The sequence below is a fragment of the Halorussus halobius genome (assembly GCF_004765805.1).
Taxonomy (GTDB): Archaea; Halobacteriota; Halobacteria; order Halobacteriales; family Haladaptataceae; genus Halorussus; species Halorussus halobius.
The window spans coordinates 308,984-322,397 of record NZ_ML219773.1 but is presented as its reverse complement, the minus strand read 5'-3'; the positions used below and the strand labels follow the sequence as shown (position 1 = coordinate 322,397).

General features: G+C 69.1%; 14 protein-coding genes. 4 read left to right on the top strand and 10 right to left on the bottom strand.

Annotated elements, in window-relative coordinates; all coding sequences use genetic code 11:
* Positions 1-70: 70 nt before the first annotated feature.
* The 3 genes from EPL03_RS01660 to hisB form a co-directional block, all read right to left on the bottom strand.
* Complete coding sequence (locus tag EPL03_RS01660; protein WP_135827602.1) at positions 71-502, bottom strand: universal stress protein; 432 nt, start codon at positions 500-502, stop codon at positions 71-73.
* Positions 503-565: 63 nt separating this feature from the next.
* Entirely contained in the window at positions 566-1,069 is a 504-nt protein-coding gene (locus EPL03_RS01655) for an ACT domain-containing protein (RefSeq protein WP_135827601.1), read from the bottom strand.
* 98 nt (positions 1,070-1,167) lie between these two features.
* Positions 1,168-1,755, bottom strand: a complete 588-nt coding sequence (gene hisB, locus EPL03_RS01650) for an imidazoleglycerol-phosphate dehydratase HisB (protein ID WP_135827600.1) — start codon at positions 1,753-1,755, stop codon at positions 1,168-1,170.
* A gap of 119 nt (positions 1,756-1,874) precedes the next feature.
* Between hisB and EPL03_RS01645 the strand changes: the two genes are divergently transcribed.
* Positions 1,875-2,297, top strand: a complete 423-nt coding sequence (locus EPL03_RS01645) for a MoaD/ThiS family protein (RefSeq protein WP_135827599.1) — start codon at positions 1,875-1,877, stop codon at positions 2,295-2,297.
* Between the two features lies 1 nt (position 2,298).
* Positions 2,299-3,522: a hypothetical protein gene (locus EPL03_RS01640; protein WP_135827598.1), complete on the top strand. Its 1,224-nt coding sequence runs from the start codon at positions 2,299-2,301 to the stop codon at positions 3,520-3,522.
* Between the two features lie 23 nt (positions 3,523-3,545).
* On the opposite strand, the gene EPL03_RS01635 is transcribed toward EPL03_RS01640, so the two are convergent.
* From EPL03_RS01635 to EPL03_RS01620, 4 genes are all read right to left on the bottom strand, one after another.
* Positions 3,546-4,361, bottom strand: a complete 816-nt coding sequence (locus tag EPL03_RS01635) for a GNAT family N-acetyltransferase (protein ID WP_135827597.1) — start codon at positions 4,359-4,361, stop codon at positions 3,546-3,548.
* Positions 4,362-4,650: 289 nt separating this feature from the next.
* Complete coding sequence (locus EPL03_RS01630) at positions 4,651-5,436, bottom strand: hypothetical protein (protein WP_135827596.1); 786 nt, start codon at positions 5,434-5,436, stop codon at positions 4,651-4,653.
* Positions 5,414-6,592, bottom strand: a complete 1,179-nt coding sequence (locus EPL03_RS01625) for a tubulin/FtsZ family protein (RefSeq protein WP_135827595.1) — start codon at positions 6,590-6,592, stop codon at positions 5,414-5,416. The genes EPL03_RS01630 and EPL03_RS01625 overlap by 23 nt, the downstream gene beginning before the upstream one ends.
* Before the next feature lie 216 nt (positions 6,593-6,808).
* Positions 6,809-7,735 carry a complex I NDUFA9 subunit family protein gene (locus EPL03_RS01620; protein ID WP_135827594.1) on the bottom strand — a complete coding sequence of 309 codons (927 nt, stop codon included), beginning with the start codon at positions 7,733-7,735 and terminating at the stop codon, positions 6,809-6,811.
* A 274-nt stretch (positions 7,736-8,009) separates the two neighbouring features.
* On the opposite strand from EPL03_RS01620, the gene EPL03_RS01615 reads away from it, so the two are divergent.
* Positions 8,010-8,840 (top strand): RNA ligase family protein, encoded by an 831-nt coding sequence (locus EPL03_RS01615; protein WP_135827593.1) that lies wholly within the window; start codon positions 8,010-8,012, stop codon positions 8,838-8,840.
* On the opposite strand, the gene EPL03_RS01610 is transcribed toward EPL03_RS01615, so the two are convergent.
* From EPL03_RS01610 to EPL03_RS01600, 3 genes are all read right to left on the bottom strand, one after another.
* A complete protein-coding gene (locus EPL03_RS01610) occupies positions 8,837-9,238 on the bottom strand; it encodes a hypothetical protein (protein WP_135827592.1) in 402 nt (133 codons plus the stop codon). The two genes, EPL03_RS01615 and EPL03_RS01610, sit on opposite strands and share 4 nt — an antisense overlap.
* A 72-nt stretch (positions 9,239-9,310) precedes the next feature.
* Positions 9,311-9,832 (bottom strand): Lrp/AsnC family transcriptional regulator, encoded by a 522-nt coding sequence (locus tag EPL03_RS01605; protein ID WP_135827591.1) that lies wholly within the window; start codon positions 9,830-9,832, stop codon positions 9,311-9,313.
* 261 nt (positions 9,833-10,093) lie between these two features.
* Positions 10,094-11,431 (bottom strand): aminotransferase family protein, encoded by a 1,338-nt coding sequence (locus EPL03_RS01600; protein ID WP_135827590.1) that lies wholly within the window; start codon positions 11,429-11,431, stop codon positions 10,094-10,096.
* A 173-nt stretch (positions 11,432-11,604) separates the two neighbouring features.
* Between EPL03_RS01600 and EPL03_RS01595 the strand changes: the two genes are divergently transcribed.
* Positions 11,605-13,089: a CoA-acylating methylmalonate-semialdehyde dehydrogenase gene (locus EPL03_RS01595; protein ID WP_135827589.1), complete on the top strand. Its 1,485-nt coding sequence runs from the start codon at positions 11,605-11,607 to the stop codon at positions 13,087-13,089.
* The last annotated feature ends 325 nt before the right edge of the window (positions 13,090-13,414 follow it).

The window sequence follows — 13,414 nt, the reverse complement described above, 5'->3', positions numbered from 1 at the left end:
GGCCGCCGCCGAGCTCGTCGAGCGCACCGGGGTCGCTCGCCGAACCGCCGGACGCGGCGTAGTATCCCCGCTACGACTCGCTTTCGAGTTGCCGGACCGTCAGCACCGGGACCGGACAGGTCCGGACCACGCGCTCGGCCACGCTACCGATGAGAAATCGGTTCTCGCCGTGGCGGCCCCGCGTGCCCGTGGCGACGAGGTCGGCGTCCTGCTCGCGGGTGTACTCGGTGATCTCGGCCGCCGGCCGCCCCTCTCGGATCGCGGTCGTTACCCCGCGGTCGGCGCTCTCGCGGACGGCGTCGAGCGCCACCTCGCCCTGGGACTCCAGGGCGGCCCGGAGTTCGTCGCGGAGTTCCTCGGGCGAGGAGTCGACCTCCCCGCTGTCGACCACGTAGAGCGCGTGGACGGCGGCGTCGAACCGCTGTGCGAGGTCGAGCGCGACCGTCACGGCCCGGGTGACGCTCTCGGAGCCGTCCGTGGCGACGACGACGGTGTCGAACATGACTGGGTCTACCGTCGGACGGCTCTTAAAGTTCGGTGGACGAGGCGTGGGCCGGCGGGTCGGTCACTCCAGTTCTATCTTCCGCACGAAGTCGAGGGCGGTCAGTTGGTTGAGGACGTCGCCGGGCACGTCCTCGTCGGTGACCAGATACAGGCGCGGCTCGTCGGTGAACTCGGGGTCCTCGCTGATGGTCTGGCGGATCGAGATGCCCCGCTCGGCGAGCAGGGTGGTCACCTCTGCGACGATGCCGGGGCGGTCGGCGTCGGTCACGTCGACGGTCAGCACCGTCAAGTCGAGCACGGGCGCGAGGTCCATCAGGCTCGGAATCGAGGAGATATTCTGGAAGATGCGCCGGAGCTGGTCGTCTTCGAGGATGGCGTCGGTGGTCGAGTCGACGACCCGGCGGTCGACGTCGATCTCTCGGGCGATCTGGGTGTTGGGAATCTCGATGGAGCCCGAGACGACCCGGCCCTCGTCGCTGACCGAGAAGCCGCGTTCGAGCAGGAGCCGGATGACCGCCTGCTGGGACGGGCTCCCCTCGAACTTCCCCATTATCTCGTCGAACATTTTTGCGGTACTGGGTCGGCGGGGGGCTTAGTCGTTGTCTCTCGGCGGGTCGCGTTCCCCTGTCGTCGCGGTCGAGGCGACCGCGAGGCCGACACCAACTACAACTGGCCTTTCGTACTCGCGACGTCGCCCCGCCTGTCGTCGATTCGCGTCGCGTCGTCGAGCGCCCGCGCGACGCCCTTGAACAGCGCCTCGATTTCGTGGTGGGCGTTCTCCCCGGACACCGCGAGGTGGAGGGTCAGCCCCGCGTTCGTCGCCAGCGACCGGAAGAAGTGTTCGGCCATGTTGCTCGTGAGTTCGCCCACGCTGTCCTGGGAGAACTCGCCGTCGAACGCGAAGAAGGGTCGCCCGCTCACGTCCACGACGACCGCCGCGACCGCCTCGTCCAGCGGCACTTTTCGGTCGGCGAACCGCTCGATACCGCGCTTGTCGTCCAGCGCCTCCGCGAGGGCTTCGCCCAGCGCGATGGCGACATCCTCGACGGTGTGGTGGTCGTCGACCGCGAGGTCGCCGTCACACCGCACGGTCAGGTCGAACAGGCCGTGGGTGGCGAAGCTGTCGAGCATGTGGTCGAGGAAGCCGACGCCGGTCTCGACGGTGGCGTCGCCGTCGCCGTCCACGTCGAAGGTCACCTCCACGTCGGTCTCGGCGGTCTCGCGGGCGACTGCGGCGGTTCGGTCGCTCATACGCGAGGGTTAGCGCGGAGGTACAAGGTCGTTGTCCTCGGGCGCTCGACCGGGGCGCTCGCGGGTGTGCGAACATGTTCGTCCGAGTGCTTTCGGGGACGGGGGACGTACGTCCGAACATGGAGACGAACGCCGCGTCGACTGCGCCACGCTCGGCGGACGACGGGACCGACCGAGCGCCCGAGACCACCGTCGAGGTCCGGTGTACGGGCCACGTCCGGACGGCGGTCGGCGAGCCCCGCATGGAGTACACCTTCGAGGGGACCACGCTCCGGGCGTTCCTCGACGCGTTCTTCGACGAGTACGACGTGAAGGACCTGCTGGTCGCCGAGACGGAGGCCGAGGCCACCGCGAGCGGGTGGGCCGGTCGGCCCGACGACCCGCCGGGAACGTGGGAGAAGAACCCCGAGGGCGAACAGACCCGGACCTACGCCCGGGTGACCGTCGACGGGCAGTTCAACGAGCACCTCGACGGCCTCGACACCGAACTCACAGACGGCGCTCGCGTGGCGCTCATGTACCCGTTCATCTTCTGTTGTTGATATGAGCGCGGGCGACGTGTCCCGGTGGGCGCGGCGGTTCGTCGCCGCGAGCGCCGTCTTCCTCGTGGCGTGGCAGGTCGCCGCGGTCCTCGCGGCGCTCCCGACGGTCGGGGTCGACGTTCCCCGACGGACTCGGGTGACGCTCGCGGTGTACGGATTCGTCCTCAACGCGGTCTTCGGCAAAGCCTACTCGCTGGTCCCCTCGTACTTCGACCGGTCGCTCGCGCTCGGTCGCGCGCCCGGAGTCCACTTCCCGCTCGCCGCGCTCGGCGCGGCGGGGCTCGCGGCGGAACCCCTCCCGGGCGTCCCCGAGGTCGTCGGCGCGCTCGGCGCGCTCTGCTGGGCGGCCGGGGTCGCGGTGTTCGTGGTCGCGCTCGGGTGGACGCTCCGGGACGACCCCACCGGCCGCGAGACCGGCACCAGCGACGCCAACGCCCACCGGCGGCGGGTCGACCGATTCGCCAACGCCTTCGTCCCGGTCGTGCTGGCGTATCTGGTGGCCGGAACCGCCGCCACGCTGACGCCCTACGCGGGCGTTCTCGGCGCGGACCTCGCCGCCGTGGGGCTGCCCGCCGTCGCGTTCGCCCGGACCGCCCACCTGCTGGCCGCCGGCACCGCCGCGCTCCTGCTATTCGCCGTGGGTTTCCGGCTCTTTCCCCGATTTCTGGTCGCCTCGCCGCCGCCGACGCTGGTCGCGGTCGTCCTGCCGGCGGGCGCGCTCGGGCCCGCAGTCCTCGCGTTGGGGCTCTACGACGGCTGGTGGTTCCGCGCGGGCGCGACGCTCGAAGCGCTCGCGGTCGTCGGGTTCGCGCTGGCCTACGCCGCGCTGTTCGCCCGGTCGGAGCGCCGCCGGGTCGGGTTCTACGCCGTCCTCGCGGGAGTCACGGCCGGCGTCCTCGGCGTCGCCCTCGGCCTGCACTTCGCGTTCTCCGGCGTCCGATTCGAACTCGTCGAGGCCCACCTCCGGCTCAACGTCCTCGGATTCGTGGGGCTGACAATCGTCGGCGCGACCTACCAGTTCTACCCGCCGACGGTCGGGTCCTTCCCGGGCGCGTCCGACCGGACCGCGCTCGCGTCGGTCGCGCTGGTCGGCGTCGGCCTGCTCGCGGAGGTCGGCGGCACACTCGTCGGAGCGCCGACGGCGAGCCTCGCGGGGCGCGCGAGCGCGCTCGCCGGAGCGACGACGTTCGCGTGGCTCGTCCTCGGCGTGTTCCGCGAGCGGTGACCCCTCGTGGGCCGCGGCGCTGCTCACCCGTCGAGTCGCTTCGCCAGTTGGACCTCGTCGACGAACTCGTCGCCGACCTCGTAGTGGTCGGCGCGGGTCGCCTCCCGGTCCCAGCCGTGCTCGTCGAGCAGGTCGAGCGCCTCCTCGTTGGTGGCCGGAAGGCTCTGGTACACCTTCACGCACCCGTCGTCGTCGGCCCACGCCATCCCGCGTTCGAGCAGGGTCGACCCGACGCCCTGCTCGCGGTACTCGGGCGCGACGCCGACGGTGAGTTCCGCGGTGTGGCTCCGGGCCGGGAGTTCGAATCCCTGGAGGTGGACCCAGCCCAGAATTTCGCCCGAGTCGTCCGCGTCGTCGCCCTCCGCGTGGCGCTCGGCCACGAAGACCATCCGGGACTCGCGCTCGTTGAGCCGGACCAGCGCGCCGTCGCGCTGTATGGCGTCGGCCACGCGCGCGTCCACCACGATGGCTCCCTCGTCGGCCACCTCGCGGACGAGCGCCGCGACCGCCTCGCGGTCGTCCTCGTCGGCCGGCCGGACGACGTACTCGAACTCGTCGGCCTCGTGGGTCTCGGCCTCGGCGTCGGGTTCGACGTAGAGGCTTCCGTCGCGCTCGGTCAGGCGTCCGGCGTCGAGCAGCGCGTCGACGCGCTCGTTGCACTCCGCGACCGGGAGCCGGGCGGCGGGCTCGGTCCCCGACCGCGGCGGTTTCGCGCCGGCGCTCTCGGCGACTCGAACCGCGTCGCGGACCTCCTCGCGCGTGGCCGAGCCGTTGCGCTCGACGTAGCGGTAGATGCGGTCCTCCACGTCGCCGTCGAACTCCAGTTGCGGCGTGCCCATGTCGGCCACGAGTAGGTCGGCCGCCGTCAAGGTTATTGACCGGATACGCGAGCGTACGCTCCGGATACCCCGGCCCGCGTCCGGTCCAAAGCTTTACAGCCGAAAACGAGACGAAACCGGGCCGTGACCTGAGAACCGCCGCGAGGGCGTCGAGGCGGGAGCGCGGCGCGCCCCTCGCGACCACCTCGTCAACGCGCCGCCTGTTCGCCCTACCGGTCCGTGGCGTTCCCGAAGAGACGTACCTCGACACCGGTCGGCATCCACGAAAAGACGGTCCGGAACCGCGCCCTCACCCCAGCTTGTCGTAGTCGTCCTGCTGGGAGCGGTACCAGAACACCGCTCCGACGACCAGCACCAGCGCGACCAGCCCGAGGCCGCCGTACAGCAGCATCTGGGTCTGCTGGCTCGACTGCTGGGCCGAGTTGGCGCTCTCCTGGGCGTCGCTCGCGAGGTTGCCCGCGTTCTCGAAGTTCCCGTGGTCGAACGCCGATACCGCGCTCTCGAGCGTGTTCTCGGCCGCCGAGACGTCCGCGCCGCTGTCGTCGGCGTCCGCGATGGCCTGCTCGGCGTCCGCGATGGCTGTGCGCGCCTCGTCGCTGTCGGCCGTGTACGGCCGGAACTCCCACGCGTCGATGGTGTCGCTGCTCCCCCCGTCGCGGACCTGATTCAGCTCCGCGAGCAGCGTCTGCTGGGCCGGGTCGTAGCTGTACGCCGCGACCTCGGTGACCGTCCCTTCGAGCACGACTTCGACCTCGAACGCGTCGCTCTGTTCGAGCGAGTGGTTGAACGACGTCCCGTCGTACGACTGCTGGTCCAGCTTGTCGCCGGCCTGGTCGTACAGCTTGACGGTCCAGGTCACGTCGCTGAGGTTCGTCTCCCCGTTCAGCGTCCACTCCTCGTACTCGCTGAACGGTCGTTCGAGCGTGAACGTCGTCTCGATCTCCTCGCCGACCTCCGCCTCGGACGGCGCGTCGGCGGCCGACACCGACAGCGCTGTGGCGGGCCCGACGGCCGAGACGGCGAGCACGAGTACGAGCAGGACGGTGAGTGGCTTAGAACAACGGTTCGAGTTCATCGTCATCGTCCTCCACTAGCTCCTCTAGGTTCTCCTCGCTCTCCTCCCGGATGTCGTCGATGTTCTCCTGGGCCTCGATGGCGACCTCCTGGAGCTCCTTGATGCGGGGCACGTTGTTGACTCCCGACAGGAGGACCACGCTGGCGACGAAACCCGAGTCGGCGACCGGGTAGTCGCCGCCCCGCACCTCCATCGAGCCGGTCTGCTCCTCCAGCCACTTCCGCCCGCGCTCGATTCCCTTCCGGTTGAGGTGCTGGGGCGGACCGCTCAGGACGAGCAGGGCTCGCTCGGTGCCTTCGATCTCGCAGGGCAGGGTGAGCCGGCCGAGGGCCGCCTTGCGGACGAGGCTGGTGATTCGATTGGTGGTGTTGGCGGTGTCCATCGACTCCTCCTCGCCGCCGGTGAACCGCGAGAGCAGGCCGCCGCCGGAGTTGGTGGTCTCGACCTCTTCGGCGGCGTAGCCGATGGTCGAGACGCCGCCGCCCGCGAGCGTGTTGATGATCTCGCTGGAGTCGACCACGCTCTCGGCGACCTCGTCGTCGCCGTCTATCTCCCCCGCGCCGAACAGGATGCCGAATCGCCGGACGATCTCCTCGTTTATCTCGGCGTAGCCACCCTCGATGGACTCGCCCGACTGTCGCCACGCGTCGTTGTCGAACACCATGAGGTTGTCGACCTCGCGGACGAACGTCTGGAACGAGCGGGCGGCGTTGAGCGTGTAGATACCACCCTCGTCGCTTCCGGGCAGGATTCCCAACCCGTACACCGGCTCGGTGTAGATGCGCTTGAGGTGCTTGGCGAGCACCGGCGCACCGCCCGACCCGGTTCCGCCACCCATCCCCGCGACGATGAGGAACGCGTCGACCTCGTGGACGGGGATGTTATCGACAGCGCCCTGAATCTCGTCGATGTCCTCCTCGGCGATTTCCGCGCCGAGCTCGTTGTCCGCACCGACGCCGTGCCCCTTGACTCTGGACTGACCGATGAGGACCCGATGGTCCTTCGGAACTTCGTCGAGCCCCATCAGGTCGGCCTTCGCGGAGTTGACCGCGACCGCCGACCGAACGATGTTGCTACCAGTTCGCTGGTCGTATTCCAGGAACTTGTCGACTATTTTCCCACCGGCCTGCCCGAAACCGATCATTGCGAGCTTCATTTTCCGGACCGTACTCCGTTGGGAGAAACACAACCACGAAGAGGGTATAATCCTTTTGGTCCGCTCGGCGTGAAGTCGAAACACGCCGTTACCCGAAATCGCAAGACGGTAAGCCGTCGTTTTTCCTCACCCCGAATCAGCAACAGATAGTGAACATGTCCTTTTAAGTTTATCTCGCGGCGGACGTATCCCCTACGAAGGGTAATCGCGCCCGCGTCAGACGCCCGTCTTGCCCGTGGACGGGTCGGGCGTCCCGCCCGAGCCCGAGACGCCGAGATACTCCCCGAGCGTCGTCAGGTCGGACTCGGCGACGCCGAACGCGTCGACGCGGTTGTCCGCGACGGTGTTGTCGACCCGGAGCGACCGGTACTGATCGCTCCCGAAGGGAACGAACGGGAGCGGGTCCGCGACCGTCAGTCCGACGCGGGCCAGCGCCATCGGCACCGGGACGACCTTCACGGACCGCCCCTCCGCGCGGTAGGCCAGTCGGGCCACGTCCGCGAGCGTCAGCACCTCCGGGCCGCCGACGTCGTAGCCCTCGCCGTCGTGTTCCGCCTCGACGCACGCCGCGAGCATCGGCGTCAGGTCCTCGACCCAGATGGGCTGGAACCGCGTGCGCCCGCCGCCCGGCAGGGCCGTGACGTACGGCGTCGTGAGCAGTTTCGTGAACGGGACGAACTCCCCGCCGTCGCCGAACACGACCGAGGGACGGAAGATAGTGTGGGCGAGGTCGGCGTCGGCGACCACCTGTTCGGCCTGTCCCTTCGCCCGGAGGTACTCTGTCGGTCCGGTCGCGTCCGCGCCGAGCGCGCTCATCTGGACCATCTTCCGCACGTCGTGGGCCTCGGCGGCGTCCACGAGGTTCCGGGTCCCGCCGAGGTGGACCTCGGTGTGGGACGTCCCGCCCGTGGGTTTGAACAGCGGCGAGAGCGACACGAGGTTGACCACCACGTCCTGTCCGGCGAGTGCGCCCTCGATGGAGTCGTACGCCGTCACGTCGCCCCGGACGCGCTCGACGCCCTCCGGGACGTCGGCGTCGTCCGGGCGACGCGCGAGGACGGTCACGTCGTGGCCGCCGTCGTGGAGTTCGCGTACGAAGCGCGTGCCGATGAATCCGGTTCCGCCCGCGACGAGGACGTTCATGCGTCGTGATAGGTATCGACGGCAGGTAAAGCTACTGCCGAGGAACGCGGTCGCGTTCAGATATCCACGACCGACAGCCAGTGCGCTCGAGGGACCAACCGCCGCCCTCGGCGTCTCACCGCGCGACTGCGAGGCGAGGGTCGTCGCGGGCGACCCGACGGCAGGTCGAAAGGGCGAGCGCGCCGAGGGCGTCCGAGGTTCCGCCACTGGCTTCGCAAGCGTCGGCCGACGGCGTGCCGAACCCTTACCTGCCGCCCGCGAGTAGCCCACGGCGATGAAGCAGTTCCCGCCGATTCCGCCGGTCGAGGACGCCCCGGAGCTGTTCGAGTCGGGCCACCTCTGGATTCAAGAGCACGTCGACGGCGCGACCCTCCGATTTCGGCTGCGCGACTCCGGGGCGTTCGAGTTCGGCGACCGGAGTCGAGTGTTCGAGCCGGGCGAGGTCCCCGTCTCGTACCGCCACGCGGTCCGGCACGTCCGCGAGCGCGTCGACCGGGCCGCCCTCCGGGAGGCGGTCGACGACGTGGAATCGGTCGTGTTCGTCGGCGTGGCGACCCACCGCCGCGCCGTCGACTACGACTGGGACCGACTGCCCTCCGTTCTGGGGGTCGAGGTCTGGAACGACGACGAGGGGCGGTTCCTGCCGCCCGACGCGGTCGAGCAGGCGTACGACCGACTCGGACTCGAACCGGTGAACACCGTCCAGAAGGAGGTCCGGGCGGTCGACTTCGACCCCGAGTCGTACGACGTGCCGGCGTCGGCGTGGGACGACGGCCCGGCGGCGGGCGTCGTCCTCCGGAACAAGACCGGCGACCGCGCGACGCTGCTCCGCCCCGAGGTCCGCGACGCGGACGCGTCGGTCCCGGTCGACGCGACGCCCGGGGAACTGGCCGAGGAGTACGTCACCCGCCAGCGCGTCGAGGCCGTCGTCGCCGAACTGGAGGACGAGCAGCGCCGCGTCGCGGTCGACACCGTGACCGACCGCATCGTCGAGCGGCTCGCCCGCGAGGAACACGCTCGGCTGTTCGGCGGCGACCGGACGGTCGACCCGGCCGCGTTCCGGTCGGCGGTGGCCGAGCGGACCAGCCGGCTGCTCGACGCCTAAAAGCCGAGCGCGCGGCGGAGCCGCGCGACGGGCCCGTCGCCGCCGGGCGTCGGGAGCTGGCGGGCGAGCGCGTCGAGTTCGTCGTCGCCGAACCGGTCGTCGTGGCGGGCCTCCCGGAGCCACGCCGCCCACTCCTCGGGCGCGAGCGTCCCCCGCGACTCGGGGCCCCACTGGTCGGCCAGCGCCTCGCGGTCGCGGAACGGGACGTCCATCTCGCCGCCGCCCCAGTAGAGCGGCGAGAGCGCGAACGCGTAGTCGGCGTCCGCGCCGGTCGGCCCGTCGGCCGACTCGGACGCCTCGTCGTCCGGGAACCGGACCCGATACGGGTAGTTCTCGTAGCAGAACACGTCCTCGGGGGTGACGACCTCGCCGTTCGGGAGTTCGAGTTCGTGAGTCATTCGGTCGATGGCGGATACGGGCCGGAGCGGTTTGAGCGTTGGTCCGGACCGCGGCAATCGAGCCCGACCGGCCTATCCCTCGAAGTCCACGATGGCCTCGCGCATCTCCTCGGACATGTTGCCGAGCGTCTTGCGCTCGGTCTTGAGTTCCTTCATCACGAACCGCGAGGAGGTCTCGTTGACGCCCTCGATCGCGACCATCTCGTCGATGAGCCGGTTCATCTGGTCGCGGTCCTGAACCCGCGCGACCACGACGAAGTCGACGTCGCCCATGGTGTAGTACACCTGCTGGACGCCGTCGATGTCGGTGAGCTCCGAGCCGATCTCGTCGGCGTAGCCCGTGTCGTGGGTGACCGACACCTCCGAGAGCATCATCATGTTCAGCCCGAACGCCAGCGGGTCGAGGTCGGCCGACACGCCGTCGATGACGTCCTTCTCGCGGAGCTTGTTGAGCCGGTAGTGGATGGCCGACTTCGAGAAGCCGAGCCGCTCGGACAGCTCTTCGAGGTTGACGTCGAAGTCCGCCTCGATGTGTTCGAGCAGCTTGAGGTCGACGTCGTCGAGGTCCGCCACCGCCTCGTCGGAGTCCTCCATGCTACACACGTCTTCGGAGAAACTAAAAAAGATACTGGACAGAGTGAACGAGGTCGAACATTCTACTCACTGGCGGCGTATTTTTGATTTCTGTTCGATTCGCTCGCGCCGAGTCGGTCTCGGTCCGACCCGGCTGGCGCGGACCGACTCGACTCGAATAGCGCGGACCGACGACGGGCGGTGCTCGACCAGGCGGCGCTGGTCGCCGACCGGGTCGACGAGGCGGGCGGCCGGGAATCGGTCGGACGATAGTAGTCGCGTTCAGTCGTCCATCGCGGCGTCCGAGACGTCGAGCGCGGCGTCGAGCGCGGCGACCGCCTCGTCGACCTCCTCCTCGGTGATGGTCAGCGGCGGCGCGACGATGAGCGTGTTTATCATGTTGGCGACGTAGACGCCCTCATCGGCCGCGCGGGCCGCGACCTCGTCGACGACCGTGGTGCCCTTCGAGACCTTGTCCGAGCGGTGGCCGAAGGGTTCGCGCTCGCCCTCGCGCTTGGTGAGTTCGACCCCGCGGAACAGCCCGACGCCCCGCGTGTCGCCCACGCTCGGGTGGGCGTCCGCGAGGTCCTCGAGGCGCTGGCCGAGATACTCGCCGGTCTCGCTGGCCCGTTCTATCAGGTTCTGCTCGCGGTAGGTCTCGATGGCCGCGACGCCGGCCGCGCAGGCGACCGGGTGGCCCGCGTAGGTGTGACCGTGACACAGCATCTCGTCCTCGAAGTGGTCGGCGATTTCGGGCGTGACGACGGTCGCGCCGAGGGGCGCGTACGCGCCGGTCAGCCCCTTGGCCATCGTCATGATGTCGGGCGTGACGCCGAACACGTCCGAGCCGAACCACTCGCCGGTCCGGCCGAAGCCGGCCATGACCTCGTCGCAGATAAGCAACGCGCCGTGGTCGTGGGCGATCTCCTTGAGTCGGGGGAGGTACTCCTCGGGCGGCACCAGAATCCCGTTCGAGCCCACGATGGGTTCGACGAGGACGGCCGCGACCGTGTCGCCTTCGAGCATCAGCATCTCGTCGATGTAGTCGAGGCTCTCCATCGGGTCGAGCGTCGAGCCGTAGGCGTACGGGTCGGGGGCCTTGATGGCTCCGGGGACGCCCGGTTCGGCCGCCAGCCGGCGCGGGTCGCCCGTGACGCTGATGGAGCCGGCGGTCGCCCCGTGGTACGACCGGTAGCGCGAGAGTATCTTCTGCTTGCCGGTGTAGAACCGCGCGATCTTGATGGCGGCCTCGACGGCCTCGGTGCCGCTGGTCGAGAAGAACGTCTTCGAGAGGTCGCCCGGCGTGACCTCCGCGAGCAGTTCGCCGAGGCGCGCCCGCGCGTCGGTCGTGTAGTTCGGCGCGACGTAGGCGGCCTCGCGGGCCTGCTCGGCCATGGCGTCGGCGACCGCGTCGGCGGAGTGACCCAGATTCGAACACATGAGCTGACCCGAGAGGTCGAGGTACTCCTCGCCGTCGGCCGTGGTGAACCGGACGCCGTCGGCGCGCTCTACCTGCGTGGGGTCGACCTCGCTCTGGTAGGCCCACGTTCCGAAGACGTACTCCTTGTCGGTGGCTTCGACCTCGTTGCGGTCGGCGGCCGCGTCCTCTTGTCGTGACATCGATGTGTGTCAACTACTGGCCTGGTATTGATTAATCTTTGCACTAGGCCGGGATAACTCGGACAATGTTCTCTTATTTGTCGAGCTATCGGTATTCTGTGTCTACGAATCGATTGCTCGTTGGAGAGCGTGAGGAAAACTTATTGTCGAAGAGCGGGACTTCGGAACGTCGAATGACTGTAGACACTACGCCCCCGTGGGACGACGTCCGGAACTACGTCGACGGCGACTGGCGAGTTCCGGACGGCGAGGACGGACAGGACGTCGTGGACCCGGCGACCGGAGAGACGCTCGCGCGCGTCGGCTTCAGCAGCGACGACGAGGTCGACGAGGCCGTGCGGGCCGGGCAGGCCGCGTTCGAGACGTGGCAGTCGACGCCGGTCGAGGAGCGAATCCAGCCGCTGTTCGAACTCAAGCAGTTGCTCGAAGCCCATCAGGACGAACTGGCCGAGGTCCTCGTCAGGGAACACGGCAAGACGTTCGCCGAAGCGAAGGGCGAACTCCGGCGCGGCATCGAGAACGTCGAGGTGGCGTGTGGCATCCCGTCGATGATGCAGGCCGGCCACCTGCCAAACGCCGCGCCCGGCATCGACGAGACGGCGGTCCGGAAGCCGCTGGGCGTGTTCACCGCCATCACCCCGTTCAACTTCCCCGGCATGATTCCGCTGTGGTTCCTGCCGTACGCGGTCGCGACGGGCAACGCGTTCGTCCTCAAACCCAGCGAGCAGGACCCGGTCGTGGCCGAGCGCATGTTCGAACTCGTCGACGAGGCCGGCTTCCCCGACGGCGTCGTCCAGCTCGTCCACGGCGGCGTCGACACCGTGAACGCGCTGCTCGACCACGAGGGAATCGAGGGCGCGTCGTTCGTCGGCAGCACGCCCGTCGCACGGCAGGTGTACGAGCGCGCCGCCGCGAACGGCAAGCGAGCCCAGGCCCAGGGCGGCGCGAAGAACCACGTCATCGTCACCGAGACCGCGAACCTCGACTTCGCGGCCGAGAAGACGGTCGGCTCGGCGTTCGCCTGCGGCGGCGAGCGGTGTCTGGCCAACGACGTCGCGGTGGTCGAAGACGACGTGTACGAGGAGTTCGTCGACCGCGTGGTCGAGGTCTCGGCGGCCCAGACCGTCGGGAACGGCCTCGACGACGGGACCGACATCGGCGCGCTCATCACGCCCGACCACGAGCAGCGGGTCCGGGACATGATAGCGTCCGGCGTCGAGGAAGGGGCCGAACTGCTGCTGGACGGCCGCGACGTCGCGGTCGAGGGCTACGAGGACGGTAACTTCCTCGGCCCGACCGTGTTCGGCGACGTCGACCCCGAGATGACCATCGCACGCGAGGAAATCTTCGGCCCCGTGCTGGGACTCGTGCGGGTCGGGGACCTCGACGAGGCCATCGACGTGCTGAACCGGAGCGACTTCGGCAACGCCGCGAGCCTGTTCACCGGGCGCGGGGCCGACGCCAAGCGAGTCCGCCACGAGGCCGACGTCGGCAACCTCGGCGTGAACGCCGGCACGGCCGCGCCGATGGCGTTCTTCCACTTCGGCGGCCGGAAGGACTCCTTCTTCGGCGACCTCCACGCGCAGGGCGAGGACATGATTCACTTCTACACCGACGAGACGGTGTACATCGAGCGCTGGCCAGACCGCGAGTCGTAGTCGAGGGTCGTCCCGACGGCGTCGCCGGACGCACGCAGGGCGCGGCCGCTCGTCCCCTCCCGGTTCCCGACCCTGCCTCGGCCCCGGCGGCTCCGTTGGCCGCCCACGCGGTCGTCGCGGCAGCGGCCGGTCACCTAGAGGTGGCGGCCGGCAGCGCCAATCAGATGATTAATGTTTGTATCCTGGCTGTGAATATCGTATATAATTAGATGGCAATTCCGATTCCGGGGACATCATCCAACATAATTCGATATCCCGTGAACAATCGACTCCGAAGATTTATACAGGCCTGCGAGCATGTGACACACATGAAGGCGGTACGGGA